Consider the following 25,458-nt stretch of genomic DNA (forward strand, 5'->3'; position numbering starts at 1 on the left):
ACGGCGAGATGAAAAATTCTCAATCATTTCCGCTGCTTGTCGCATTTCTCAAAGAAATTTTCGCGTTTTTGTCATTTCCCTGTTGCATTCCAAAATCGATTGAGCGATATAGCGCCCGTCGCCACTTGGCGGCCCACGGTTCAGCGAACTACCCCGGACCGGGGATTTGAGCGGGTGTAGCTCAGGGGTAGAGCACAACCTTGCCAAGGTTGGGGTCGAGGGTTCAAATCCCTTCGCCCGCTCCAAATTTCCCTAGGAAAATCGATATTTGGGCGATCGTCTCTTAAGATGTCGCGGTTTTGGCTTGCGATTAGCGTTTCCATTCCACGCTGCCGAAGAGCGCGCGCTCGCCTATCGCCATCTTGATATCTACATTGACCGCTTGTGCACCACGCAGCACCGTTGACTGAACGCCCCGCGAGGCGGAGGCTGTTCCTGGAAATACGGATTTCGTATGGGAGACGCAGGATGTCAAATATCGAAACAATCCCCGCTTCTATCGAGATGAAGCCGAACCCCACGATCACTGTTTTTGCACGCTCTCCCGATGGTGGCCGCGGTCTCGCGCGTGATATGCCGGTGCGGTGGGCGCTCGAAGAAGTGGGCCAGCCCTATCATGTCCGGCGCCTGTCGTTCGAAGCGATGAAGGAAGCTTCGCACCTCGCTTGCCAGCCTTTCGGCCAGATCCCCTCCTATGAGCAGGGCGACCTCATTCTGTTCGAGTCGGGGGCGATCCTGCTCCATATCGCGCAAAATCATGCGGGCCTGCTGCCGGAGGACGAATTGCGACGAGCCCGGACCATTGCCTGGATGTTCGCCGCATTGAACACGATCGAGCCGCCCGTCCTCAACTTTGGTACGACCTGGCTTTTCGAGCGCGACGAGCCCTGGCACGAAGCCCGCCTTGCCCGGGTCAAGGAGCAGCTCCTGAAGCGCCTTGACGAATTGTCCGCATGGTTTGGCGAGCGCGAATGGCTCGAAGGTTCTTTCAGCGCTGCAGATATTCTGATGATCTGCGTATTACGCCGGCTGGAATCATCGGGCATATTGAGAGGCTACGGAAACCTTTCGGCCTATGTTGACCGAGGCAAGGCCCGTCCGGCGTTCAAGCGGGCCTATGACGCCCAACTGGCGGTCTTCACCGAGGCCTCAAAGAACTGACCCCTGTGCTGCCCAGCTTCTGATCCAAAATCAGCCAAGGGCCGCGACGCATCACAAGAATATATTCGCCATGATCTTGCCATATTTCATTTCATGTGCTTTTGTGCAGCCGCCCTTGTGGGAGGGGGTAGAGGTTGAGACCCGCTAGCTGCATTTGACAGCAAGCGGGTTTCCCTTTTTTAGGGCAAGACTTATCGGCTAATGTTACGCGCATGAGTACTTATTTGCCTTTGACGGACGATAGCGCCTCGGAGCCTCTCAAATACAATGTGTGTAAGTTATCGCTTACTTTCCCTTATTGAAGGCCTGCGCCCTTCTTCTCCATCCTCTGCACAATGACCTTAATTTCCCGAAGGCCGCCAGATTGGGTGGACACGGCTTGCCGGGATATCCCTGATTGTCTGTACCAAGCCGCCCGCAGCTTGCTAGCCGCTCCAGAAGCCATCTTGGCATTGCCGGGAGCATTGTCCGTACAGGGGAAACCCGAGCGCACGCCATCAGCCTGCTGATGATGCCGATATCGGTTGAACAGCGACAGACCGAGAAGCGTTCGGGTGCCGATAGTCAGTTCTTGTCTAGTCTGGATAAATTGCCCGACCATTTGGCAAGATAACTGGCGCATTCCCTGAATCGCGGCCGTTTCTGGCGCTAGGCTCTATGCGGGGCTGCACCCGATCGCGCCACTCCGTTTGGTTCCGTTCTCGGTCTCGCCACTCTCTGCGGTCGCGATGATCGCGCCATTCTCTCCGTTCGCCCCAGTACCGGCGATCGTAATCGCGATAGTAGCGATCACGATCATAAGACCGATAATAGACGCCGGATGAATAATATCCACCTCGGTATCCGCTATCGTCGACGCATCCAGTCAGGACACCCAGCGACACCAGACAAATAGCTGCGCTCAATAGCTTCATGATTTTAGCTCCCAATGACCGACTCAAACGCATTGCAAATGCAGCGGTTCCATTGGCTAATACTGACGCACGCGATGTTAATCGGGCCTGAACAGCCAAGTGAACGTTTCAATTGGAGGGGTTGGAAGCGCCCAACCGCATTTCCCGTGACATGGCCGACCTTGCGCATATCCACAAGGCGCTCAAATTCTGCGGTGTCGAAATGCACCGTGTGAATGGCGGCGGCGTGGCTCGCGTGCAGAGAATTGATCGCAAGCGTCATCTCACACCTGAGAAAAACAGGCGAAGACTATATGGCAGATCAAGGTATCTATCGGTTTGATGCAGCCCGAATATCGGCTGTTGTTTGGTAGCGGGAGAGGGACTTGAACCCCCGACACGCGGATTATGATTCCGCTGCTCTAACCACCTGAGCTACCCCGCCACAGGGGAAACGTGACAGTCATGTGACTGGCCGCTCCATCAGGATGAGCGGCTTATAAGGTGCCGCTCCCCAAAGTGTCAAGCGCAAGATGCGCAAAAAATTCGCTTTCCGCAGTGCTGCAAAAAGTACGCTGTTTCAGGCGGCAACCGGCTTTTCCAGAAGAGCCTTGAGCGAAGCTTCCGCTTCCGCCGAGCGTTCCGAACGTTCGATGAAACCGCCGCCGTAAACACGGGCATCTGCGCCCGGCGCGGAATAGAGCACGCAGGCCTGCCCTGGCGCAACGCCGGCCTCGCCGGTCATCAGCTCCACATAGATACCGTTTTCGTCCGCATGCAGCACCGCTTCCGTCGGCGGGCGGGTGGAGCGCACCTTGGCAAAACAGGCAAAGCCCTGCCCGGCATCATTCGCCAGTTCGCCATCGCCAAGCCAGTTCATGTCACGCAGATAGACGCGACGGGTTTCCAGCGCCTCACGCGGGCCAACGATGACCCGGCGGCCCCGGGCATCGAGATGTACGACGTAAAGCGGCTCGCCCGTCGCAACGCCGATGCCGCGGCGCTGGCCGATCGTATAGTGCACGATGCCATCATGGCGGCCGAGCACGCGGCCGTCGAGATGCACGATATCACCCGCCAGAGCCGCATTCGGCTTCAGCTTGTTGATGATGTCGGTATATTTGCCCTGCGGCACGAAACAGATGTCCTGGCTGTCGGCCTTCTTGGCCACGACAAGCCCCATTTCTTCCGCCAGCGCCCGCGTTTCGGCCTTGGAGAGGCCGCCGAGCGGGAAGCGCAGATAATCGATCTGTTCCTGCGTGGTCGCAAACAGGAACCAGCTCTGGTCACGGTCGCTGTCGATCGGGCGATAGAGCGCGCGCCGCCCCGGTTGGCCGGGAACGGGATTGGGGCGCGAGCGGATGTAATGACCGGTCGCCAGCGCATCGGCGCCCAGTTCCTGCGCCGTGGCCAGCAGATCGGCAAATTTTACAGTCTGGTTGCAGGCAACACAGGGGATCGGCGTTTCGCCCATCGCATAGGCTTCGGCAAAGGGATTGATGACGGTTTCACGGAACCGCGCTTCGTAATCCAGCACATAGTGTGGAATGCCGAGCGTTTCGCAGACTCTGCGCGCATCATCGATATCCTGCCCCGCGCAACAGGAACCGGCGCGATGCACGGCAGCACCATGGTCGTAAAGCTGAAGCGTAATGCCGAGGACATCATAGCCCTCGCGCTTGAGGATACCGGCCACCACGGAAGAATCGACGCCACCGGACATGGCGACAACGATCCGGGTATCTTCCGGCCTCTTGTCAAAATCGAGCGTATTCACGTTTTTTCCCATCGTCAGTCATAACGGGGGTAAAGGCCCCGCCGCCTGTCGGTCATCCGCCGCGAGAAAACTGGCCATCAATCGGGCCGTCCTGTCTCGCCATCCTGCGGATTTAAGGGCTGCATATAGAAAGGAATGGCCGCGCACGCAAGTACGGGGCGGAAAACCGCCCCGTAAAGCCATCAGATTCGGGACGTGACGGGCCGTTAAGCGCCGGCCGTCTTCTGGCCGCTGCTGCCGAACCACCTGTCGCGTTCCCGCCACAGGGCGGGCAAAGCCAGCAATCCGATGGCCGTGAAGGCAATCAGCGTCTTGTTGAGCTGCGACAGTTCCGCCGTACGACCATCCAGATAATAGACGCCATAAACGATCGCCACGTGCCAGACATAGACCTGCAGCGAATGACGGCCGAGCAATTGCAGGAACTTCAGCGAAAGCACCCAGATAACCCCTTCGGCAATGGAACGCACGAGCGGGCGGTGGTGCTTCGGACCGGCAATCACCAGCCAGGTCAAGCCGACGCCGACGGCGAGGAAGTTGATGAGATAGACCGGGCCGAAATCGGCGCGGATTTCCATGGTGGAAAATTTGCCCATCATGAATTCCGGCATCAGGCCCCAGGCGGTGGCGATGCGCAGCGGCATGAAGAACAGGCAGATGACAAGGGCGGCCTTCGGCAGCCATGTATGCTCAGGCGAGAAGATCACCTTCCACGGAATGCGATTCTGCGCCGTCATCGCGCCCATGACCAGCGCCGAATAGAAGACAAGCTGCCAGCCGAGCAGGTTGAAGCTGACGCGAATGCCCTGCTCGTCAGCACCCTTGACGAGTTCATTGAGCGGCGTCGTCACGATCTGCTGCAGGCCGAGCTGGCCGGCCATCCAGACCAGCAAAGAACCGGCCATCACATAGGCCCACTTGCCGTCGAGGCAAAGCTTCACCAGCAGCGGAGCAAAGATCATGTAGACGATATATTGCGGCAGGATATCCATGAAGGTCGGCTGGAAAAGGAATGTCGCAATCGCCGCCAGACGCAGCGGGTCGTCAAACGTCGTCATGCCGAGCCAGTTGTACCAGATATAGGGCGCATGCGGGATGACCATACGGAAGAACAGCACGGCAATGACGAGGCCCATCGCATAACGATAAAGCTCCATCGCCCGGTTCCAGATCATCTGTTTACCGGCATCATAGCCGTATTTCATCATTTTCCGCGCATAGACCATGCCGATCAGGAGGCCGGACAGGAACACGAAGCCCTGCGCATCCTCAACAAAGGCAAACTGCCGGTGATTGATTTCCACCAGCCAGAAACCGCCGGCAAACACCAGATGATTGATCAGCATGAAGACGAGGAAGTAACCACGCATCCCGTCGATCAGGTCAAAGCGTTTCATCTCGATAGCTCTCCGTTCTCGCGGACCGCACATTGCCGGGCCACCCAGCCCGGCTTGGGAGGCGCCGGGGATTGGATTGTCAACGCTGTTTTGCGGCTGAGGTTCCCTTTCCAAAGCGGTTTAGAACCGGCGCGAAAAGTCACATTGACGTGTAGGCGTTCTGGTTAGGATGCAGGGACTGAATGCCGGATGAATGAAAAAAGGCAATTCCGTGGAGTGGCCAAGCCATGCGTTAGCGATATGCCTCGACAAACAGGACTTAAAGCCTTGCATAGCAGGGCGAAGCCAAAATCGCGACCCGTCATTGGCGGAGATATCACCCGTTAGATTTATCAGTCGATTTTTTTACGCCTGCCGGTCTTGCGCGGGGCGAAGCTGAAGTGTGGCCAACCTCGGGACGGAGATCATTGTGGGTTCTCACAAACAAAAGCCCGGAGGTAGGGGAACCTCCGGGCCGTTTCATTCAATAAAGATCGAATCCTTAGCCTCAGGCAGCGGCCTGAATGGCTGCGACCTGCCAGTTGTCGTTGCCCGCGCGGCGTACGAAGGTCCACATCTCGACGGCTTCGGACGGATGCTGCTCGTCGCCTTCGATCACCTTGCCAGAGTTGCGGTCGCGCATCACATCGATGGCGGAATAACGCATCGCCACCGTTGCATAGTCCTGCCCCTCTTCGTGCCAGGCTTCGGCGACATCACCCTGCAGCAGCGTCACGTCACGCACGTCGTTCTTCACGCCGCTGGTGGCATTGTCGCTCAGCTCCTCGGCGAGGTAGGACATGGCTTCCGGCGTCGTCAGCTTGCGCAATGTGCCGTAATCCTCGGCGGCATAGGCAGCCTGTACGTCTTCCAGCATCTTCTGGAAGATTTCGAGGTCACCCTGGGTAATGCCGATTTCATCGCCTTCCGACACGGCATTGGCATGTGGCACCGGCTTGGCCGCAGTTGCAGCAGCCACACCGCCCGCAGCGCCGGCAAGCGCGCCGATCTTCGGGATCTTGAACGAGGATGCGGAAGAGCCCGCCTGCGAACCGCCGTTAAAGGAGGAACCGGAGTTATCCGTGCGCTGCGATCCGCCTGCCGAACCATAGGCCGGCTGGCCCTGACGGCGCGAGGCGAAGAAACGCATGGCGAACATGACCAGAAGACCGATCAGCGCCACCTGCAGCAGCATGCCGAAGAAACCGGCCATGCCGCCAAAACCGCCGCCCAGCAGCATGCCGAACAGGCCGCCCATCAACAGGCCGCCCATCAGACCACCCATCATGCCGCCGAACAGGCCACGGTTCTGCTGCGGGGCCTGCGCGCCGGGGCGTGCCGGCTGGGCCGCGCCCGGTGTCGCCTGGTTCTGGTTCGTATTCGGGGTCATGCTGCGGTTGATCGGCGCGGTCTGGCCTGGTGCCGTGCTGGTCGAAGGCGGAGCGGAATAGGTCCGCGTGCCGCGGCTGCCGAAACCGCCGCTGGCGCGGCGCGCCTCTGCCATGTCAACGGCAACGAAAGACACCGCGATACCAAGCGCAGCGACTGCGAACAAACCCTTGAAGCGCCGAAAGGCAGCAAACATTGTTATCTCCTGTTGGCCGCCCTCCCATGAGCGGCATGTCAGCAGGCGATATAGCAACTCATGATCATCATTTTTAGACCACTCGGCTTAAATTTTTTGTGATATGCAACCAATGCGATAATCTCACGCATTTTGCGACGAAACAGTCATTGGAAAAACGAAAAACCCGGCACAGGGTTTCCCCTGCACCGGGCCTTATTGTCCCCTTGGGAGGAACGATAGGCGTATCAGTCGACGTTAAACGTCAGCGGCTTGACCTGGCGGATCGCCGGGTTGGCCCGCAGCTTGTCGAGCACGGTTTCAGAAACCGGGCCATCGACATAAAGAAGCGCGATGGCGTCGCCGCCTTCCTTTTCACGGCCGAGCTGGAAGTTGGCGATGTTGACACCAGCTTCACCGAGCGTGGTGCCCATGAAGCCGATCATGCCGGGAACGTCGGTATTGGTGATGTAGATCATGTGCGATCCGACATCGGCATCCATGTTGATGTTCTTGATCTGGATGAAGCGCGGCTTGCCATCCGAGAAGACCGTGCCGGCGACAGAGCGGATCTGGTTTTCCGTCTTCACCGTCAGCTTGATGTAACCGTCGTAGACGCCGGTCTTGTCGCGCTTGACCTCGGACAGGATGATGCCCTTTTCCTTGATCATGACAGGGGCGGAAACCATGTTCACATCCGCAACCTGGCTGCGGATGAGACCGGCCAGCAACGCGCTGGTCAGCGCCTTGGTGTTCATGTTGGCAGTTGCGCCATCATAAAGGATTTCGATTTCCTTGGTGGCGCTTTCCTGCACCTGACCAACGAAAGAGCCGAGAACATCCGCCAGACGGATGAAGGGCTTCAGGCGCGGCGCTTCTTCCGCGGTGATCGACGGCATGTTGATGGCGTTGGAAACGGCACCCTTGACGAGGTAATCCGACATCTGCTCGGCAACCTGCAGGGCAACATTTTCCTGCGCTTCGGTGGTCGAGGCGCCAAGGTGCGGCGTGCAGACGACATTCGGCAGACCGAAAAGCGGGCTCTCTGTGGCGGGCTCGACTTCGAACACGTCGAAACCAGCACCGGCGACATGGCCGGACTTGATGGCTTCGGCAAGAGCCGCTTCATCCACCAGACCGCCACGGGCGCAGTTGACGATACGCACGCCCTTCTTGGTCTTGGCAAGGTTTTCAGCGTTCAGGATGCCGCGCGTCTTGTCGGTCATCGGCACATGCAGGGTGATGAAATCGGCCTGGGCCAGCAACTCGTCCAGCTCAACCTTGGTGACGCCCATTTCCTGCGCGCGCTCCGGCGAGAGGAAGGGGTCATAGGCGAGAACATGCATCTTGAGGCCAAGCGCACGCGAGCAGACGATGGAGCCGATGTTGCCGGCACCGATGACGCCGAGCGTCTTGCCGGTGATCTCAACACCCATGAATTTCGACTTTTCCCACTTGCCGGCCTGCGTGGAGCTGTCGGCGGCCGGAAGCTGGCGGGCGACGGCAAACATCAGCGCGATGGCGTGTTCGGCGGTGGTGATGGAGTTGCCGAAGGGCGTGTTCATGACGATGATACCGCGGCGCGAAGCAGCCGGAATATCGACATTGTCGACGCCGATGCCGGCGCGGCCGATGACCTTGAGATTGGTCGCGGCTTCGATCAGCTTTTCGGTCGCCTTGGTGGCGGAACGGATGGCGAGACCATCATAGTTGCCGATGATTTCGGCAAGCTTGTCCTTGTCCTTGCCGAGCTTCGGCTGGAAATCAACTTCGACGCCACGATCACGGAAAATCTGGACGGCGGTTTCCGACAGTTCGTCGGATACGAGTACGCGAGGTGCCATGGTTCACGGGCTCCTTGAAGGAAGTGATGGAAATGTACGAATGGGGAATGTGCGGCCCTGCATCCGCGCAGGGCCGGTATCAAAATCAGGCGGCAGCCTTGGAAAGCGCTGCTTTCTGCGTCTGGTAGGCCCAGGCGAGCCAGGGCATGACGGCTTCCATATCCGCCGTCTCGATGGTGGCGCCGGCCCAGATGCGCAGACCGGACGGTGCGTCACGATAAGCGCCGATATCGAGGGCGACATTTTCCTTTTCGAGCAGGGCGACGACGCCCTTGGCGAAGTCCGCCTGCGCGGCGGCATCCAGCGCCTGCACCTCGGGATCGACGATCTTCAGGCAGACGGAGGTGTTGGAGCGGGTTTCCAGCTTGACGGCCAGATTGGCGATCCAGTCATTCTTCTCGATGAAGTCGTAGATGACCTTGGCATTGGCATCGGCACGGCCGATCAGCGCCTTCAGGCCACCGAGGTTCTTCGCCCACAGCAGAGCGTCGATATAGTCTTCAACGCAGAGCATGGACGGCGTGTTGATGGTTTCGCCGGTGAAGATGCCTTCGATCAGCTTGCCGCCGGAAACCATGCGGAAGATTTTCGGCAGCGGCCAAGCGGGCGAATAGCTCAGCAGACGCTCGACAGCACGCGGCGACAGAATGATGACACCATGGCCGCCCTCACCGCCCAGAACCTTCTGCCAGGAGAAGGTGACGACGTCGAGTTTCGTAAAGTCCATGTCCTGTGCGAAAGCCGCCGAGGTGGCATCGCAGATAGTCAGGCCCTTGCGGTCAGCCGGAATGAAATCGGCATTGGGAACGCGAACGCCGGAGGTCGTGCCGTTCCAGGTGAAGACCACGTCACGGTCGAAATCGACTTCGGCGAGGTTCGGCAGCAGGCCGTAATCGGCCTCGAACTTGCGCACGTCCTTCAGCTTCAGCTGCTTGACGACATCGGTGACCCAGCCGGCACCGAAGCTTTCCCAGGCGAGCATATCAACGCCGCGTTCACCGAGCAGCGACCAGAGCGCCATTTCAACGGCGCCGGTGTCGGACGCGGGAACGATACCGATGCGATAATCGGCAGGAACGTTCAGAATTTCACGGGTGAGATCGATGGCCTGCTTCAGCTTGGCTTTGCCAACCTTGGCGCGATGCGAGCGACCGAGCGGTGCATCGGAGAGAGCATCTAGCGACCAACCGGGACGCTTCGAGCAGGGACCAGAGGAAAAATGCGTATTGCCCGGACGGACGTCCGGCTTCACTATATCTGTCATTTAACTACCCTTTCAGATAGGCGCCTCTCGTTAGGGAGAGGTGTCCTGACGCCGTTGCTATTCCTGTCGCCGATCTCAGTCAAGCGGAATATGTCGCTACGCAGAAGAATTTTGGTCCATATGCGTCATGCGTCGGGTCAGATGCCGCCAAAACAAAACCGCCCGCACCCGGAGGATGCGGACGGTTTGAAACTACCAGCAGGGCGTGACGTTTATTTATAAACGGCAGGCTGCAGTGGAATATCGGCAGGCGGCATGTATTGTGCCGTATCGCAGCCATTGAAGACATAACGGCCGCCAACGCGCACCTCGTGCGAATAGAGACCCTTGTCACGGCCCGGGCCGCCGCCATTCTCATAAGCGAACATGTCGCCCTTGTTGATGTGGCGGAAACGATAGCCGATATCGGCCTTCAGGTTACAGGTGACGTCGATGGATGCGCCGGCCATCAGCGCGTAAGCGAAGCGCCACTTGCCCTTGCCGCCGTGCTCGGTGGTCGGATCGCAGCCGAGACCATTAACGCTGCACGAGGTGTTGCGCAGCTTGTCCCACTTGACATAGGAGCCGCCGATACCACCGCCGACATAAGGCGTGACGCGACCATAGGTGCCGAGATCAACATAGGCGTTGGCCATCAGCGTATAGGCGCTCAACGAGCTGAGATCAGCCGAGACGCAGCGACCGGGAACGGAGCCACAGAAACCGCTCGTGGAACCGCGGAAATCCGATTTACCCATATAGTCAAAGGTCACATCGCTGCGGAGATAGTTGTTGAACTGATAACCGACACCACCGCCGATGACATAGCTGTCCTTGATTGTCGCGGTATCGAAGTCCCGGAGATAACCACCCGGTCCGCCCTGATAATAATGGGCGCCGCGCAGCTTGTTGAAGGAATAACCGACATCGCCGCGCAGATACCAGCCGCTCGCCTGGGTGATCGCGACTTCGGGGGCCTCGACATAGGCCGGCGCGGGCTCGGCTTGATAAAGATCGGCAGCAATAGCGCTGGTGCCGGTCAGCAGGACGGCCAGAAATCCGGCCAGGGCGTTTTTCATGACTTCCACTCCAGAAGAGGCACGTGCGGTTTCGGCAGCAGATGCCAGTGAACGGTTCAGTCATGGAGATTGACGTAAAATGGTTAAGTCCCGATTAACCACGATCATTCACTATATTTATTAGCGAATACTCAAAGAAAAAGCCGGCATCGAGGCCGGCTTCTTGTTGCGTTATTGTCGGTAAGCCTTACGCGGCCGATCGGGCATTGGCAATGACACCAACGAGATCGTTGACGATCTGCTCCACCTTCGCGCTGTCATCACCCTCCGCCATGACGCGGATCAGCGGCTCGGTGCCGGAAGGGCGGATGACGAGACGGCCATTATTGGCCAAGGCGCTTTCCGCATCTGCAATCGCCTGCTGCACGACAGGGTTTTCAAGCGGCTTGCCGCCGGAAATCCGCACATTCTTCAAGAGCTGCGGCACCGGCTCGAACTTGCGGCAGACTTCGCTGACCGTGCGGCCGGAGCGCTTGACCTTGGCGAGAACCTGCAATGCCGCCACGAGGCCATCTCCGGTTGTGCCATAATCCGACAATACGATATGGCCGGACTGCTCCCCACCGACGTTGAAATTGTGATTGCGCATATGTTCGACGACATAACGGTCGCCGACCTTGGTGCGGGCAAGGGTGAGGCCCTTGTCGCCGAGGAAGCGTTCCAGGCCGAGATTGGACATGACGGTCGCGACAATGCCGCCACCGCGCAGTGTGTTGTCAGCGGCCCAGCTATCGGCGATGACCGCCATCAGCTGGTCGCCATCAACGATCTCGCCGCGCTCATCAACGATGATGACGCGGTCCGCATCGCCATCGAGCGCGATGCCGATATCGGCCCGCACTTCGTGCACTTTCTTCTGCAGGGCTTCCGGGTGGGTGGAGCCGCATTCGAGATTGATATTGATGCCGTTCGGCTCGTTGCCGATGGTGACGACTTCAGCACCCAGTTCCCAGAGCGCTGCGGGCGCCACCTTGTAGGCGGCACCATTGGCGCAATCGATGGCGATCCTGAGCCCGCTCAGCGTCACATCACGCGGCAGGGTACGTTTGACGAATTCGATGTAACGATAGATGTCGCCATCGACACGCTTGGCGCGACCGATTTCACTCGGCTTGGCCAGCTGGGCGTAGATGTCCTTGTCGAGAAGATCCTCGATCTCAAGCTCCAGCTCATCGGAGAGCTTGTAGCCATCCGGTCCGAAAAGCTTGATGCCGTTATCGGAGAAAGGATTGTGCGAGGCCGAGATCATCACGCCGATATCAGCGCGCAACGAGCGGGTGAGCATGGCAACGGCCGGTGTCGGGATGGGGCCGAGCAGGAAGACATCGAGGCCGGCTGCGGTAAAACCGGCAACCAGCGCGTTTTCCAGCATATAGCCCGAAAGACGCGTATCCTTGCCGATCACGACGCGATGGCGATGGTGGCCCCGGCGGAAGATCGTGCCAACGGCAATACCCACGCGCATCGCCAGATCCGGCGTCATGGGAAAGACGTTCGATTGTCCACGGATACCATCGGTTCCGAAATAACGGCGTGCCATTTGAACTCCAAATCTCTCGGGCATTCCGGCAAAAGATAAAAATAGCCGGAAGCGTTTTTGGCTAGATGCCACAAACCACGATAAACAGCACGTAAATTAGCGCAAAAATGGCTTATATCTTGTTACCAAAATGAAAAGGCCACCCGGAAACCCGGATGGCCTTTTACAATCATGCGTTTGCGAAAGCGATCAGTGCGGCTGCGGCTCCATGCCGCCTTCGGCTTCGCCGTCACCCTTGGTCTCGCCATCGCCCTTTGCTTCGCTGGGGCCGTCCTTTTTGGTGCCGGCCTTCGGAACCGCAGAACCACGACTGCCCGGAGAATCGTCGCCCAGATCGCGGGCAGGCTTTTCGCCCTTCAGCAGCGCCTTGATTTCGTCGCCCGTCAGGGTTTCGTATTCGAGCAGACCCTCGGCAATCGCAACGAAACCATCGTGGTTTTCCGTCAGGATGCGGCGTGCCTCGGCATAAGCCTCGTCGATCAGGCGGCGAACTTCCGTGTCGATGGTCTGGGCCGTCGCTTCGGAGACATTCTTCGACTGCGAGACGGAGTGGCCGAGGAAGACTTCCTGCTGGTTTTCACCATAGGACACCTGGCCGAGAGCATCGGAGAAGCCCCATTGCGTAACCATGGCGCGGGCAAGCTTGGTGGCCTGCTCGATATCGGAAGACGCACCGGAGGTAATGTTCTCCTTGCCGAAGGTCAGTTCCTCGGCGACGCGTCCGCCCATCATGATGACGAGACGCGAGACCATCCACTTGTAGCTCATGGAATAGCGGTCGCCTTCCGGCAGCTGCATGACCATGCCGAGTGCACGGCCGCGCGGAATGATCGTCGCCTTGTGCAACGGGTCAGCCACGGCGACCTTCAGCGCGGTGATCGCATGGCCGGCCTCGTGATAGGCAGTCAGCTTCTTTTCGGCTTCGGTCATGGCGGAAGAGCGGCGTTCCGCACCCATCATGATCTTGTCCTTGGCGTCTTCGAACTCCTGCATGGTGACCACGCGCTTGTTGCGGCGGGCGGCCATGAGGGCGGCTTCGTTGACGAGGTTCATCAGGTCAGCACCCGAAAAACCGGGCGTACCACGGGCCAGAACCTTAAGATCGACATTCGGCGCCAGCGGCACGTTGCGGATATGCACCTTGAGGATGCGTTCGCGGCCGACAATATCCGGGTTCGGCACGACGACCTGACGGTCGAAACGGCCGGGACGCAGAAGTGCGGGGTCCAGAACGTCGGGACGGTTGGTGGCGGCGATGAGGATAATGCCTTCATTCGCCTCGAAACCGTCCATCTCGACCAGCAGCTGGTTCAAGGTCTGCTCGCGCTCGTCGTTACCACCGCCGAGACCGGCGCCACGGTGGCGGCCGACGGCGTCGATTTCGTCGATGAAGATGATGCAGGGCGCGTTCTTCTTGGCCTGTTCGAACATGTCACGCACGCGGCTTGCACCGACGCCGACGAACATTTCAACGAAGTCCGAACCGGAAATGGTGAAGAACGGCACATTGGCTTCACCGGCAACGGAGCGCGCGAGAAGCGTCTTACCGGTGCCTGGAGGACCAACGAGCAGCACGCCGCGCGGAATTTTACCGCCGAGACGCTGGAACTTCTGCGGATCACGCAGGAATTCCACGATTTCCTCGAGGTCCTGCTTGGCTTCGTCCACGCCTGCAACATCGTCAAAGGTGACGCGGCCATGCGCTTCCGTCAAAAGCTTGGCCTTGGATTTGCCAAAGCCCATCGCGCCGCGCGAACCACCCTGCATCTGCCGCATGAAGAACAGCCAGACGCCGAGGATGAGGAACATCGGCAGAAGAGTGCCGAGGTAGCTCAGGAAACCGGACGAGCCATCGCTTTCGGGACGCGCCACGATGGTGACGTTCTTGCTCTGCAAGCGCTCCATCAGGCTGTCGTCGATGACGGGGGAATAGGTCTGAAAGGCCGTGCCGTTTTCGGTATAGGTTCCGAGAACCCGGTTACCGGTGACGGTCACGTCGCGAACTCGCCCGGAATCCACATCGCGAAGAAACTGGGAATACGGAATTTCCCGCGAACCCGTTTGCGTCGGCGACGTCTGGAACATGCTGAACAACGCGATCAGCAAGAGGGCAATCACGGCCCACAAGGCGAAATTTCTGAAATTTGGGTTCATCGAACTCCCCGAACTCACACGGGCATATCTGCTGCCCGCCATTATGTGCCCCTAACATAAGGACGACATATGCCCTTGCCAAGGCAAAGCGCATTATCTGATGCGTTTTGGTGTAAAAACTATTCCATGGCAATTCACGAAAAAGAGGCCGGATTTAAACCGGGGGCTGTGGATAGGCCGGCCGTCCGAATAAATTGGCGATTGCATTCGCCAACTCAAGGTCGAAACGCGGCAGGAAAAGATCGAAAGGGGCAAGCCTTGGCGTGATGACGGTGACCTCCGGCATGGAAACCCTCCCTTCGGCCGCTGCGGCAATTTGCGGCAGACCCGCCATTGCCGGTTTCGCCACCCCGGCGGGCGCCGATGGAAAGAGCGCCGCGGCCTGCTCAGCGGTGCCAGCTCTGCCCGCCATAACATCAATTGCAAAGTCCGCTCCGTTTTTCACCAGGAAACGATCATCCCAAAGGGCCTGCCCGGATGGCTCGATTTCAAGCTCCGGCAGGTTTCGCTGTTCACGGAAAATATAGAACCCGTCCCGCCGGCGCTCGAGCAAAACCCGGCCGACGGTCATTCGCCCGTTTTCACCCGTTTTGAGAAAGCGCAGAACGCGCTCCATACTGCTTGCTGCCGGAAAATAGGATCTGCCGCCAAGTGTGGCGATCAACGCCGCCAGTCCATGCCGAAACTCGGGAAGATCAGGATTGACGTTATCGCCGGCCAAGCTGGCAAGGGCGGCATGAAAAACCTCTGCATGCTCGCGCAGGAAAATGGCTGTTCTTTCAGAAAGCATCCGCCTTCTGACGGCAGCGCTCTCATCAAGCGCAATCGGGGAGTGAGGCAGCACCTGCCGCACGCGGACCCGCTCATATCTGACATTTTCATTGCTCGGGTCGTCCAGCCAATGCCGCGAGCGTGACAAGACGTAATCACGGATCGCCTGTCTCTCGCAGGTGAGAAACGGCCGCATGATCCAGAGATGTGCATCATAGAGGACAGCATCCGCCATGCCGGAAAGGCCGAGATTGTCACTGCCGCCGCTACGCGCAGCGCGCATCGCCACGGTTTCGCGCTGGTCGCCGATTGTGTGCCCGGTCGCAACAAGATCGGCGCCGGTTGCCCGGGCAACGTCGGCAATCAGGCGATAACGCGCAAGCCGGGAGGCTTCGGACAGGCCGGAGGCCGGCTTTGCGCCATCCCATCGGCGTGTCGTGTGGGGAATTCCAAGTTCGGCGCAGAGCACGGCGACCTTGCGCGCCTCATCGGCGGATTCTGCCCTCAGCGCATGGTCGATCGTGACGGCGGAAAGTCGCAGCCCATCGCCGCCAGCCGATCTTGCCTCGTTTAATGCCAGCAACAGGCCGGTGGAGTCGCTGCCGCCTGAGATTGCAACGAGGATATGGGTGGGTTTGTGGAGATTTTCGACAAAAGACTTCACCGCCGCAAGCGGCGCGACTGTCTCTTCATTCGAAATGCGGGCATCAACCGGCATGGAAATACCCGCCATGGCAGGAAAAAATCAGCAGCTCAGCCGTTTCTGTTCGCTGGCAACCTTGGTCAGCACGGTCTTGGAGGCATTGGGATAACGCTTCGGCACCTCGCGCAGCGTGGCGCAGGCGGTTTCGGTATTGTCGAGAGCAGCAAGCGACATGCCGAGCTTCATCAGCATTTCCGGCGCCTTCGGAGATTTGCCATAGGCCTGATGGCCGTTGAGGAAAGTCTTCGCCGCCTCGTTGAACTTGCCCTGCGAATATTGCGCCTCGCCCAGCCAGAAGCTCGCATCGGCCGCCTTGGCGCCCTTGGGGTAGCCCTGGAGATATTGCTGGAAGCCCTGCTCCGCCAGCTTGTAGTCCCCGGAAAGCACATGGCCATAAGCGGCCTGATAGATATCGCCTTCGCTGGTCAGCGCCGCCGTATTGACCGGATCGGTCTTGCGGGTGCTGTTACCGGTGGTCACGCCGGGAAGGCTGCCGGAGGAATTGTTGGCGCCCTGGTTCAGCGTGCCGCCAACCGGCATTCCTTTGGAATCGAGCTCGATCGAACCGAGCGTCGTTTCTCCCGGAGCGCCCGTTGCGCCATTGGACGGAGCGGAGGACGAAACGGAAGCGCCACCCTCGGGTGGCGTTTCGATGATCGTTGCAACGTCGTCGGTCGGCGGCGAGGCCGGGTTGACCGGACTGGCTTCCGCCTTCTTTTTCGGTGCAGCGGCCGGGCTTGCACCCTTACCACCGCCATTGCCGCCTTCCAGTTCCTGGAAGCGGAACTCGTTGTCTTCCTGTGCCTTTCGGATCGTTTCCTGCATCTGCAGGAGCTGGAAGCTCATTTCTTCGATACGGCCGTTGAGCTGCCGGATCTGTTCTTCAAGCTGCTGAACCCGATAGGCTTCATTGGCCTGAACCCGGACGACCGGGGGCTGTTGCTGAGAGTTGATCGTGCCGAAGCTACCCCCCGCACCAAACAGCGGACCCGAAACGGCGATGCCGCTCAAGCCGGTGCAGGCTGCAAGCCCCAGCATTCCCGCCACGACAAGTTTCTTCATCTCATTCGTCCTGCCTTAACTGATTTGCACCGGAATGGCGCAAGCCGGATTTTTTCCATATCAACCGAAAAAGCAACTTAACTTCGGCCAAACTATGAAAAAAACAAAAGGCGGCCCGAAGACCGCCTCTCGTTCACGTTCACAATAACGTCAGGCAATCACATGCCCGCGCCACCGAGAACCGTCACAGCGCGGCGGTTCTGGGACCAGCAGGAAATGTCGTCGCAAACCGCGACCGGCTTTTCCTTGCCGTAGGAGATGGTCTTCATGCGGTTTGCCGGAACACCCTGGGAAGCCAGGAAGTCACGGGTTGCAGCGGCACGACGGGCGCCGAGCGCCAGGTTGTATTCACGCGTACCGCGTTCGTCGGCATGGCCTTCGACGGTGATTGCGTAGTTCGGGTAACGGGCCAGCCACTGGGCCTGACGCTGCAGGGTCTGCTGGGCGTCGGCGCGGATCGAGGTGGAGTCGGTGTCGAAGAAGATGCGGTCGCCGACATTGACCGTGAAGTCCTGCTGGGAGCCCGGCGTTGCGGAACCCGCGCCACCAAGGCCAAGTTCACCGGCGCTGTTCGGCATGTTCTTCTTGTTCGCGCAGCCTGCAAGAGCAAGCGCGAGCGTCATGGCGATGACAGCCGGGTTACGGGCCAGTTTCTGCATGGGGCTGAGTGCCGAAATGTGTGTACGGCTCATCGCCGGTCTCTCCTTAGGATTTCAATAACGTTGTCGGACACTAACTGATCGCGGTTAATAGCCGACAAACGCTTATGGTTAACAGAAAGGAAATGTCCCACTTTTTTGCTCCCTCACAACACTTTGCGGCAAGAAAGAGGCGCACTTCCCCATGGCATGCGTAAAACATGACGGCGCCGGTTCAGACCGGCGCCGCTGTGGCAGTCAATATCAGTCCAGAAGCGGCGACCAGGCCGGATCCGAAGCGAAGGTCGGCGTCTTGATGAGCTGTTCGTTGTAGCCCGTCAGATCGATCGAATAGAGCTGCGGACCACCCGCACCGGCGTTCTGACGGAAGAACATCAGCACGCGGCCATTCGGCGCCCAGGTCGGGCCTTCATTGTGGAAACCGCTGGTGAGGATACGTTCGCCCGAGCCGTCGGTCTTCATCACGCCAATCGAGAACTTGCCGCCCGACTGCTTGGTGAAAGCGATCAGATCGCCGCGCGGAGACCAGACCGGCGTGGAATAGGAACCATCACCGAAGGAGACGCGCTGCTGGCCGGAGCCATCGGCATTCATGACGTAAATCTGCTGGCGCCCGCCGCGGTCGCTTTCAAAGGCGACACGCTGACCGTCAGGCGAATAGGAGGGCGCGGTATCGATCGCGGCCGTATTCGTCAGACGCGTCGTGGTGCGCGAGCGCAGGTCCATGGTGTAGATATTGGCATTACCGTCCTGCTGAAGGCTCATGATGACCTTCTGGCCATCCGGCGAGAAGCGCGGCGAGAAGGTCATGCCGGGGAAGTTGCCGACGACTTCGCGCTGTCCGGTTTCCAGCTGCAGCAGGTAAACGCGCGGCTGCTGGCCTTCGAAGGACATGTAGGTCACTTCCTGGCGGTTCGGCGAGAAACGCGGCGTCAGAACGATATCGTTCGAATTGGTGAGGTTGCGGACGTTGAAGCCGTCCTGGTCCATGATCGACAGCTGGCGCTTGCGGGCCGTCTTCGGGCCGCTTTCGGAGACAAAAACGACGCGGGTATCGAAATAGCCCTTTTCACCGGTGACGCGCTCGTAGATGGCGTCCGCGATGATATGGGCGACACGACGCCAGTTTTCCGGCTGGGTGAAGAATTGCTGTCCAGCCAACTGCTGGCCGGCGAAAGTATCCCACAGGCGGAATTCGGCGCGCAGACGACCGTCGCTCTCGCGCGTCACGCGGCCGGTGACGAGCGCCTGTGCGTTGATGACCTTCCAGTCCTCGAAACGCGGCTGCTGATCCGGATTGCTGATCTTTTCGATGAAGGCATTCTTGTTGACCGGCGCAAACAGGCCGGAACGCTGCAGGTCGGCGGCGATGACGGCCGAAACCTGCGCACCGATGCCGTCACTCGACATGAAGTCGGTGATGGCGATCGGCAGCGGCTCGACGTTGCCCTTGTTGATGTTGATTTCCACCCGTGCAAAAGCCGGTACGGAGAAAACCGACATGAGGGCCGCGACAGCGAGCACCAGCCGGATCGGCGAAAATATCTTCATGTTGCCAGGCCTTTCAGCATTCATAGCAATTCACTGGGATCGAAGTTCACGACAACTTCGCTCCATGCATCGTATTTTTCGGCGGGAAGGTTCGTGAACGGAGCAGAACGCATGATGGCGCGATAGGCTCCGCCGGAAAGAGCACGGCGCGTTCCTTCCGAACCGCCGGTTGCCTCGATCTCGGGCCGACCAATGATGGTTCCGTCACGGTCAAGCTTCATGGTCACCCGGACGCGAACGTCCGAAGCATCCGCCATACCGGGAATGATCTGCCAGTTCTTCTGGATCGCACCGCGTAGCGCATCCATTTCCGTCTGGCTGAGCGTCGAGCCGCCGGTCGATTTTTTGCCGCCAAGGGCTGCCTGCTGGGTGGAGCGCTTGGCACCGCCACCGGAGGGCGCCTGCTTGTTCAACAGGGCGGCAACGTCATCGGCGTTAAAATCGCTCTCCTTCGAAGAGGCGGATTTTGCAGTCTCCTGCTTCTTCTCGCCCGGCTTCTTGTCGGAAGGCTTGTCCGTGGACTTTGCCTGATCCGGCTTTTTCTCAGCCGGTTTTTCGGCCGGCTTCTGCTCGGCGGGCTTGGTCTCAGCCTGTTTCGGCTCCTCCGGCTTCGGCGGCTCCGGGCGGGAATTTGGGCGCGGAACGTTTTGCGGCACGGGAATTTCGGCCGGCTCCTGCGTTGCCGGCGGCGGCTCTTCCGCCTTGGTTTCCTGCGGTGGCGGTTCCGTCTTCGGCTGCGGCGCTATTTCGGGCTTGGTCTGCGGCAAGGCGGCCATTTCCTGCGGCTTGGGGGCCGAGGTTTCTTCCTTGACGATTTCCTTCACCTCGTTCGCCTTGGTATCGACGACCGGCTGCGGCTTCTCCTGCTTGGGCGGAGCGGCTGCGGCGATATTGTCGTTGGGCTTGGCGGTCGGGGTCGGAGGCGCTTCGATATCGGCGGTGTTGTTGCCGATATTCTGCGCATTCTCGATGATATCAGGACGCGTGGTGGGAACAGGGGCGGACTTCTCGGCCTTCGGCGCGTTCTTGTCGCCCTGCTGGATCTGGGTCAGTTCCTCGATCGGCACCAGCTCCACCGGCAGTGCCTCGGCCTGTGACACGTCGAGCGGTTCCGGCGAGCCCAGGGAGACAAGGGCGAAAGCCAGAAGCGACGCGTGCACGATCGCGGATGTGGTAAGGCTGCCCTTCATCGTCTTACGTCAATTGTCCTGTTTCTGCTGGGTCACGAGGCCGATATTCTTGAAGCCTGCCGCCTGGATACGCGCCATCACATCGGCAACGACGCCATAGGCGGCAACGGAATCTGCGCGCACGAAGATGCGTTCGTTATAACCCGTGGTGGCGATCGCCTGCAGCTTGTCGGCCACTTCGGCTGCCTGGATTTCCGTTTCCTGCAAATGGATCTGGCCATTGGCATTGACGGAAATGGTGATCGGTTGGGTGTCCGAATTCAGAGCATTTGCGGAGGTCTGCGGCAGGTCGATCGGCACACCGACCGTCATCATCGGCGCTGCCACCATGAAGATGATGAGCAGCACGAGCATGACGTCGACCAGTGGCGTCACGTTGATCTCGCTGATCGCGCCACCTCTGCGCCGTCCGCCGCGCCCACCCCGGCGTCCACCGGAACCGCCGCCGCTGCCACCTGCTGACATACCCATATCATCTACTCCATTTTGCCTTGCGGCAAATTACTGCACGGCATCTCAATCGCGGCCGCTTATTGGGCGGCCTGCCGCGTCTGAAGTTTTTCATCGATCTGGCGCGACAGGATCGCGGAGAACTCGTCGGCAAAACCTTCCATGCGAGCGGAAAGCTTGTGCGCATCGGCCGTGAACTTGTTGTAGGCGATAACCGCCGGAATAGCCGCGACGAGACCGATAGCCGTCGCCAGAAGCGCCTCGGCGATACCCGGTGCCACGACCGCAAGGTTGGTCGACTTCGAACCGGCGATCGCCTGGAACGAGGTCATGATACCGACAACCGTACCGAAAAGACCGATGAACGGGCCGGCCGAACCGATCGTTGCGAGCGAACCGAGGCGGGCCTCGTATTGTTCGCCTTCACGCGCGATCGTCACATCCATCGCCCGGTCGATACGCATCTGCAGGCCGATGGGCGAACGTGCGCCACGCTCGAAGGATTTTTTCCATTCCCGCATGGCAGAAACGAAAATCGCCGCAAGACCGCCATTCTGGCGCTCCGCCAGCGTGCGATAAAGCTCCTCGAGCGACTGGCCGGACCAGAAGACCTGTTCGAACTGGTCGAACTGGCGCTTCGCCTTACCGAAAGTCACATATTTGTCGAAGACGATCGCCCACGTCCAGACCGAGGCGGCGATAAGTCCGATCATCACGAGCTTTACGATGAAGCCCGCCTGCATAAACAGCGCCCAGAGACTTACATCATGCGTCGCCGCTGCCAAACCTGCCTGTTCCATAAATAATCCAATCCCCGAATCCAAACGCCCGGTACGGGACCGGGCGATTCAAACGCGTGTTAACGCTCGAAGTCGTACGGCCGTAGCCGTTAACCCCTTAGCCATACCCCGATACTTGCCAGTAAGCCTTACTTGCCAATAAATTTGGTGAAAGGAAGGCGTGCGCCGCACAAATGCCAGTTGCTAAAGTAAGACACCATTATGGTTAAAGGAGTGTTACAGCCGGGCCACGCCGGGTGGATTTACTGCGCCCGGCCGTCAATTACTTCAGGAATTTTTCCGCCACCGTCTCCGGAAGCCGCCTTGGGCGGCCATTGGCATTGATGACGGCGATGATCACCTTGGCGGCGACGAGCAGCGTTTCGCCACGCCGGATTTCCTGATTGAGCACCATTTTCGCGCCGCCCGCCTTCTCGGTCACGGTGGTGATGGTCAAGACGTCGTCCATCCGTGCCGGGGTCTTGAAATCGATCTCCATGCGGTGAACGACGAAGACCAGACCTTCCTCATCGGCGGTCAGAAGCGCGCTCTGTTCGCAGCCGAGGCAACGTAGATAATCGGTGCGGCCACGCTCGAGAAAATGCAGATAACGCGCATGATAAACGAGACCGGAAAAATCCGTATCCTCATAATAGACCCGCTGCGTCAGACGATGGCCATGTTCGATAAGCTCACCCGAAAGCGAAACCACAAGCCCGCTCATACTGTCTCCTTGAGAATTTCGGCCGCAGGGGAACGACCTTCGCAGACGATAAGATGCTCGTGACGCTGAGGTAGCACCCCGATGCGCTCCGCGATAAACCGGGGCCGCAGATCGTTTTTGAGCAAGACGGAAGGCTGAGCCGGCAGCCAGCGGAACTCCACCTCGGTGCCATCCACAATCCGGTGCACAATATCGTTTTCATGGAACGGAAAAGGTGCCGCAAGCGAGATGAGATAATAAAATGCCAACTCGTGCGCAGCATAACCGTCATAGGCAAAAAAGTTTTCGGCCGACCAGAGAAGGCGCTCGACCGAGCAATCCCGCTCAAGTTCCTCGCCGATCTCGCGGATGATGGTTTCTTCGGAGCTTTCGCCGATTTCCGCCCTTCCGCCCGGCAAGGCCCAATAATTGTCCTTGGTGCCGCGCTGGACGAGAAGATGATCGTTCTGCAAGATCAGCGCCGCAACCCGCATGCTGAAGAGCTGCGGTTTCCGGTCCAGCCGGATCATGTGGCGTTCAGGGGCAGAAGTCATTTATCGTCCAGATCGCCGTCATGCCAGACGAGGTGTCTTGTGGTCTGCGGCAGGTGTTCTATTTCGTCGGCGATGAAATAGGGCGGAATATCAAGCTCCGTCAATGCCTGTCGCGTGGCCTCGACCCAACGGAACTCCAGTTCGTTATCACCGTCCTGAACGCGGTGAATGACAGCCGTGGGATGAAAGGCCAGCGTCTGCGGCAGGTCCATCAGATAATAAAAGCCGAGTTCGTGCCAGTCCTTGCCTTCATAGTGGAAAAAATTCTCCACCGCCCAGAGAAGCCTTCCCACCTTGGCCTCGACACCCAGCTCCTCCACCATTTCACGCGCCAGCGTTTCTTCGGAGCGCTCGCCCATTTCGGCGCGGCCACCCGGAAACGTCCAGAATTTTTCATGCGACGCCCGGTGCACCAGCACATGGCCATCACGAAACGCCAATCCCGCAACGCGCATCTGGAAGATGCGCTTCGGCTTGAATTTCATGCGGATGCGGGTGTCCTGTTTTTTTGTATCGTGCGTCATTGTACTGACCTGCGGGCCGGAAACATCAAATCGGGTTCCGCCCATCCTAACGCATCCATCTCGACTTTTCTCGCCTGTGCATCATCTCCGACAATGAATTCATCCAGTTGCGGCGGTTTTACCGCAGTGCCGGACAGCATCGCATGCACCTGCCCGCGATGATGCGTCTGATGCTGGAAGAGATGGGAGAGGACATCGTCACAGCGATCCTGCTGGATGCGCGCGCCGCGGTGAATATTGACGGAGGCCGCGAGATCGCCCTCATCGAGCCCATCGACAAATGCGATCAGCACCTCGTCAAGCTCCGTCTGGGCGGCGTGCAGCGCCGCCATGGTGGCGAAGGGCTCCGCTACCGCAAAGGCGGCAAAGCCGAGCGTTCCGCCCTGCAGGGCGTCAATATAAAAACGGTCGACGGTATGGATGTGGTTCAACGTCGCCCGGATCGTCGGGAAGAAGCTGACGCGGCGCGCAATGAAGGCCTCCTGCGAAAGCTGAAGACAGGCCTGATGCAGTCGGAAATTGGCCAACCGGTTGTTGTGCGCGAGTTTGCGAAAGACCCGTAGCGGATCGTAAGCCATCACTATTCCTCCATCCTGCAAAAAGCCGGCCTCGTTCAATCGGAGTGCTCAAGCTCCGGCCTGCGTTCAGAACCTTTGCACTGTCTTCCTGCACGGTCAGATAGGCAGGCCCCCGCGGGCATGCCGGCTTTTTTCCTCAATCATCCTCCAGCGTCAGCCGGAACTGCGCCGCCTCGAGATCCTTCGGTGGCTGCATGCCGAGATGTTTCCAGGCCGTCGCGGTCAGGATGCGCCCGCGCGGCGTGCGCTGGATGAAACCCTGCTGGATCATATAGGGTTCGATGATGTCCTCGATGGCATCACGCGGCTCCGAGAGACCGGCGGCGATGGTTTCGATGCCGACGGGGCCGCCGCCGAAATTGACGGCGATCATGGTGAGATACCGCATGTCCAGCTGGTCGAGACCCATATTGTCGACCAGAAGCCGCGTCAGAGCCTCATCGGCAATCTCGCGGGTAACGGCTTCCGCGCGCGCCACCTCGGCGAAATCGCGCACCCGGCGCAAAAGCCGCCCGGCAATACGCGGTGTGCCGCGGGCACGCCTTGCCACTTCGCGTGCGCCCTCGTCGGTCATATTGAGCCCCATCAGCCGCGCCCCGCGCCGGACGATCCGCTCCAGTTCATCGACCGTGTAGAAAGCCAGCCGGACGGGAATGCCGAAACGGTCGCGTAGCGGCGTCGTCAGCAGGCCGAGACGGGTGGTGGCGGCCACAAGGGTGAATTTGGAAAGATCGATCTTCACCGAGCGCGCCGCCGGTCCCTCACCGATGATCAGATCGAGCTGGAAATCCTCCATGGCCGGATAGAGGATTTCCTCCACCGCCGGATTGAGTCGATGGATTTCGTCGATGAAGAGCACATCGCGCTCCTCGAGATTGGTGAGGAGGGCCGCAAGATCGCCCGCCTTGGCGATGACCGGTCCCGAGGTGGACTTGAAATTGACACCAAGCTCCTTGGCCATGATCTGCGCCAGCGTCGTCTTGCCGAGGCCGGGTGGGCCGACGAACAGCACGTGGTCCAGCGCCTCGCCACGGTTCTTGGCAGCCTCGATGAACACCTTGAGATTGGCGCGGGCTTCCGCCTGGCCGGTAAAATCATCCAGCGACTGCGGGCGCAGCGTGGTGTCGATATCCTCGCCGCGCTTTTCGGGGGTGATCAATCTTTCCGCATCGCTCATTCAGGGCATTCCATTGTTCTCGTCAAATTCATCAGGTGACCGCCGTCGCTATATCACGACTATCGCGACAACGCGCTTCACGAAATTCAGGATATGTATGGGCTCTACGTCCGATTGACAGACCGT

Annotated in this window: 21 protein-coding genes and 2 tRNA genes; 2 read left to right on the forward strand and 21 right to left on the reverse strand. The window is 59.3% G+C overall.

The window, feature by feature from the left end; all coding sequences use genetic code 11:
* Positions 1-170 precede the first annotated feature (170 nt).
* A tRNA-Gly gene (locus QD336_RS12505) sits at positions 171-245 on the forward strand.
* Between the two features lie 223 nt (positions 246-468).
* Entirely contained in the window at positions 469-1,161 is a 693-nt protein-coding gene (locus QD336_RS12510; RefSeq protein WP_499170932.1) for a glutathione transferase, Atu3701 family, read from the forward strand.
* Between the two features lie 1,261 nt (positions 1,162-2,422).
* On the opposite strand, the gene QD336_RS12515 is transcribed toward QD336_RS12510, so the two are convergent.
* From QD336_RS12515 to ruvB, 21 genes are all read right to left on the reverse strand, one after another.
* A tRNA-Met gene (locus QD336_RS12515) sits at positions 2,423-2,499 on the reverse strand.
* A gap of 135 nt (positions 2,500-2,634) precedes the next feature.
* Entirely contained in the window at positions 2,635-3,831 is a 1,197-nt protein-coding gene (gene mnmA, locus QD336_RS12520) for a tRNA 2-thiouridine(34) synthase MnmA (protein WP_269346697.1), read from the reverse strand.
* Positions 3,832-4,037: 206 nt separating this feature from the next.
* Positions 4,038-5,228 (reverse strand): OpgC family protein, encoded by a 1,191-nt coding sequence (locus QD336_RS12525; protein ID WP_499170933.1) that lies wholly within the window; start codon positions 5,226-5,228, stop codon positions 4,038-4,040.
* A 487-nt stretch (positions 5,229-5,715) separates the two neighbouring features.
* Complete coding sequence (locus QD336_RS12530) at positions 5,716-6,792, reverse strand: Tim44 domain-containing protein (RefSeq protein WP_499170934.1); 1,077 nt, start codon at positions 6,790-6,792, stop codon at positions 5,716-5,718.
* Between the two features lie 227 nt (positions 6,793-7,019).
* Positions 7,020-8,615: a phosphoglycerate dehydrogenase gene (gene serA / locus QD336_RS12535; protein ID WP_269346694.1), complete on the reverse strand. Its 1,596-nt coding sequence runs from the start codon at positions 8,613-8,615 to the stop codon at positions 7,020-7,022.
* A gap of 85 nt (positions 8,616-8,700) precedes the next feature.
* Entirely contained in the window at positions 8,701-9,879 is a 1,179-nt protein-coding gene (locus QD336_RS12540; RefSeq protein ID WP_499170935.1) for a phosphoserine transaminase, read from the reverse strand.
* Between the two features lie 212 nt (positions 9,880-10,091).
* Positions 10,092-10,937: an outer membrane protein gene (locus tag QD336_RS12545; protein WP_269346690.1), complete on the reverse strand. Its 846-nt coding sequence runs from the start codon at positions 10,935-10,937 to the stop codon at positions 10,092-10,094.
* A gap of 187 nt (positions 10,938-11,124) precedes the next feature.
* Positions 11,125-12,477 (reverse strand): phosphoglucosamine mutase, encoded by a 1,353-nt coding sequence (glmM, locus tag QD336_RS12550; RefSeq protein WP_499170937.1) that lies wholly within the window; start codon positions 12,475-12,477, stop codon positions 11,125-11,127.
* 189 nt (positions 12,478-12,666) lie between these two features.
* Entirely contained in the window at positions 12,667-14,631 is a 1,965-nt protein-coding gene (gene ftsH / locus QD336_RS12555; RefSeq protein WP_269346687.1) for an ATP-dependent zinc metalloprotease FtsH, read from the reverse strand.
* Between the two features lie 154 nt (positions 14,632-14,785).
* Positions 14,786-16,120: a tRNA lysidine(34) synthetase TilS gene (gene tilS, locus QD336_RS12560; protein ID WP_499170938.1), complete on the reverse strand. Its 1,335-nt coding sequence runs from the start codon at positions 16,118-16,120 to the stop codon at positions 14,786-14,788.
* A 27-nt stretch (positions 16,121-16,147) separates the two neighbouring features.
* Positions 16,148-17,167 carry a tol-pal system protein YbgF gene (ybgF, locus tag QD336_RS12565; RefSeq protein WP_499170940.1) on the reverse strand — a complete coding sequence of 340 codons (1,020 nt, stop codon included), beginning with the start codon at positions 17,165-17,167 and terminating at the stop codon, positions 16,148-16,150.
* Between the two features lie 158 nt (positions 17,168-17,325).
* Positions 17,326-17,859 (reverse strand): peptidoglycan-associated lipoprotein Pal, encoded by a 534-nt coding sequence (gene pal, locus QD336_RS12570; protein ID WP_003506243.1) that lies wholly within the window; start codon positions 17,857-17,859, stop codon positions 17,326-17,328.
* A 210-nt stretch (positions 17,860-18,069) separates the two neighbouring features.
* Positions 18,070-19,329 carry a Tol-Pal system beta propeller repeat protein TolB gene (gene tolB / locus QD336_RS12575; RefSeq protein WP_499170960.1) on the reverse strand — a complete coding sequence of 420 codons (1,260 nt, stop codon included), beginning with the start codon at positions 19,327-19,329 and terminating at the stop codon, positions 18,070-18,072.
* A 68-nt stretch (positions 19,330-19,397) separates the two neighbouring features.
* Positions 19,398-20,567: a cell envelope integrity protein TolA gene (tolA, locus tag QD336_RS12580; protein ID WP_269346680.1), complete on the reverse strand. Its 1,170-nt coding sequence runs from the start codon at positions 20,565-20,567 to the stop codon at positions 19,398-19,400.
* Positions 20,568-20,576: 9 nt separating this feature from the next.
* Positions 20,577-21,038, reverse strand: coding sequence for a protein TolR (tolR, locus tag QD336_RS12585; protein WP_004445732.1), 462 nt, complete (start codon positions 21,036-21,038; stop codon positions 20,577-20,579).
* 59 nt (positions 21,039-21,097) lie between these two features.
* Positions 21,098-21,817: a protein TolQ gene (tolQ, locus tag QD336_RS12590; RefSeq protein WP_269346675.1), complete on the reverse strand. Its 720-nt coding sequence runs from the start codon at positions 21,815-21,817 to the stop codon at positions 21,098-21,100.
* Positions 21,818-22,079: 262 nt separating this feature from the next.
* A complete protein-coding gene (gene ybgC / locus QD336_RS12595) occupies positions 22,080-22,520 on the reverse strand; it encodes a tol-pal system-associated acyl-CoA thioesterase (protein WP_269346673.1) in 441 nt (146 codons plus the stop codon).
* Complete coding sequence (locus QD336_RS12600; RefSeq protein ID WP_269346672.1) at positions 22,517-23,053, reverse strand: NUDIX hydrolase; 537 nt, start codon at positions 23,051-23,053, stop codon at positions 22,517-22,519. Before QD336_RS12600 ends, ybgC begins: the two co-directional genes overlap by 4 nt.
* The gene (locus QD336_RS12605) at positions 23,050-23,577 is read right to left on the reverse strand and encodes an NUDIX hydrolase (RefSeq protein ID WP_269346670.1); all 528 of its coding nucleotides are present in this window, start codon (positions 23,575-23,577) and stop codon (positions 23,050-23,052) included. The genes QD336_RS12600 and QD336_RS12605 overlap by 4 nt, the downstream gene beginning before the upstream one ends.
* Positions 23,574-24,155 (reverse strand): DinB family protein, encoded by a 582-nt coding sequence (locus QD336_RS12610; protein WP_499170942.1) that lies wholly within the window; start codon positions 24,153-24,155, stop codon positions 23,574-23,576. The genes QD336_RS12605 and QD336_RS12610 overlap by 4 nt, the downstream gene beginning before the upstream one ends.
* A gap of 136 nt (positions 24,156-24,291) precedes the next feature.
* Positions 24,292-25,332: a Holliday junction branch migration DNA helicase RuvB gene (gene ruvB, locus QD336_RS12615; protein WP_269346667.1), complete on the reverse strand. Its 1,041-nt coding sequence runs from the start codon at positions 25,330-25,332 to the stop codon at positions 24,292-24,294.
* Between the last annotated feature and the right edge of the window lie 126 nt (positions 25,333-25,458).

Source organism: Rhizobium sp. BR 250, from assembly GCF_047445855.1.
GTDB lineage: Bacteria > Pseudomonadota > Alphaproteobacteria > Rhizobiales > Rhizobiaceae > Agrobacterium > Agrobacterium tumefaciens_I.

Coding starts and splice junctions, on each gene's coding strand:
- QD336_RS12510 (WP_499170932.1), top strand. CDS start 469: ATGTCAAATATCGAAACAATCCCCGCTTCTATCGAGATGAAGCCGAAC.
- QD336_RS12525 (WP_499170933.1), bottom strand. CDS start 5,228: ATGAAACGCTTTGACCTGATCGACGGGATGCGTGGTTACTTCCTCGTC.
- QD336_RS12530 (WP_499170934.1), bottom strand. CDS start 6,792: ATGTTTGCTGCCTTTCGGCGCTTCAAGGGTTTGTTCGCAGTCGCTGCG.
- serA (WP_269346694.1), bottom strand. CDS start 8,615: ATGGCACCTCGCGTACTCGTATCCGACGAACTGTCGGAAACCGCCGTC.
- QD336_RS12540 (WP_499170935.1), bottom strand. CDS start 9,879: ATGACAGATATAGTGAAGCCGGACGTCCGTCCGGGCAATACGCATTTT.
- QD336_RS12545 (WP_269346690.1), bottom strand. CDS start 10,937: ATGAAAAACGCCCTGGCCGGATTTCTGGCCGTCCTGCTGACCGGCACC.
- glmM (WP_499170937.1), bottom strand. CDS start 12,477: ATGGCACGCCGTTATTTCGGAACCGATGGTATCCGTGGACAATCGAAC.
- ftsH (WP_269346687.1), bottom strand. CDS start 14,631: ATGAACCCAAATTTCAGAAATTTCGCCTTGTGGGCCGTGATTGCCCTC.
- tilS (WP_499170938.1), bottom strand. CDS start 16,120: ATGCCGGTTGATGCCCGCATTTCGAATGAAGAGACAGTCGCGCCGCTT.
- ybgF (WP_499170940.1), bottom strand. CDS start 17,167: ATGAAGAAACTTGTCGTGGCGGGAATGCTGGGGCTTGCAGCCTGCACC.
- pal (WP_003506243.1), bottom strand. CDS start 17,859: ATGAGCCGTACACACATTTCGGCACTCAGCCCCATGCAGAAACTGGCC.
- tolB (WP_499170960.1), bottom strand. CDS start 19,329: ATGTCGGTTTTCTCCGTACCGGCTTTTGCACGGGTGGAAATCAACATC.
- tolA (WP_269346680.1), bottom strand. CDS start 20,567: ATGAAGGGCAGCCTTACCACATCCGCGATCGTGCACGCGTCGCTTCTG.
- tolR (WP_004445732.1), bottom strand. CDS start 21,038: ATGGGTATGTCAGCAGGTGGCAGCGGCGGCGGTTCCGGTGGACGCCGG.
- tolQ (WP_269346675.1), bottom strand. CDS start 21,817: ATGGAACAGGCAGGTTTGGCAGCGGCGACGCATGATGTAAGTCTCTGG.
- ybgC (WP_269346673.1), bottom strand. CDS start 22,520: ATGAGCGGGCTTGTGGTTTCGCTTTCGGGTGAGCTTATCGAACATGGC.
- QD336_RS12600 (WP_269346672.1), bottom strand. CDS start 23,053: ATGACTTCTGCCCCTGAACGCCACATGATCCGGCTGGACCGGAAACCG.
- QD336_RS12605 (WP_269346670.1), bottom strand. CDS start 23,577: ATGACGCACGATACAAAAAAACAGGACACCCGCATCCGCATGAAATTC.
- QD336_RS12610 (WP_499170942.1), bottom strand. CDS start 24,155: ATGGCTTACGATCCGCTACGGGTCTTTCGCAAACTCGCGCACAACAAC.
- ruvB (WP_269346667.1), bottom strand. CDS start 25,332: ATGAGCGATGCGGAAAGATTGATCACCCCCGAAAAGCGCGGCGAGGAT.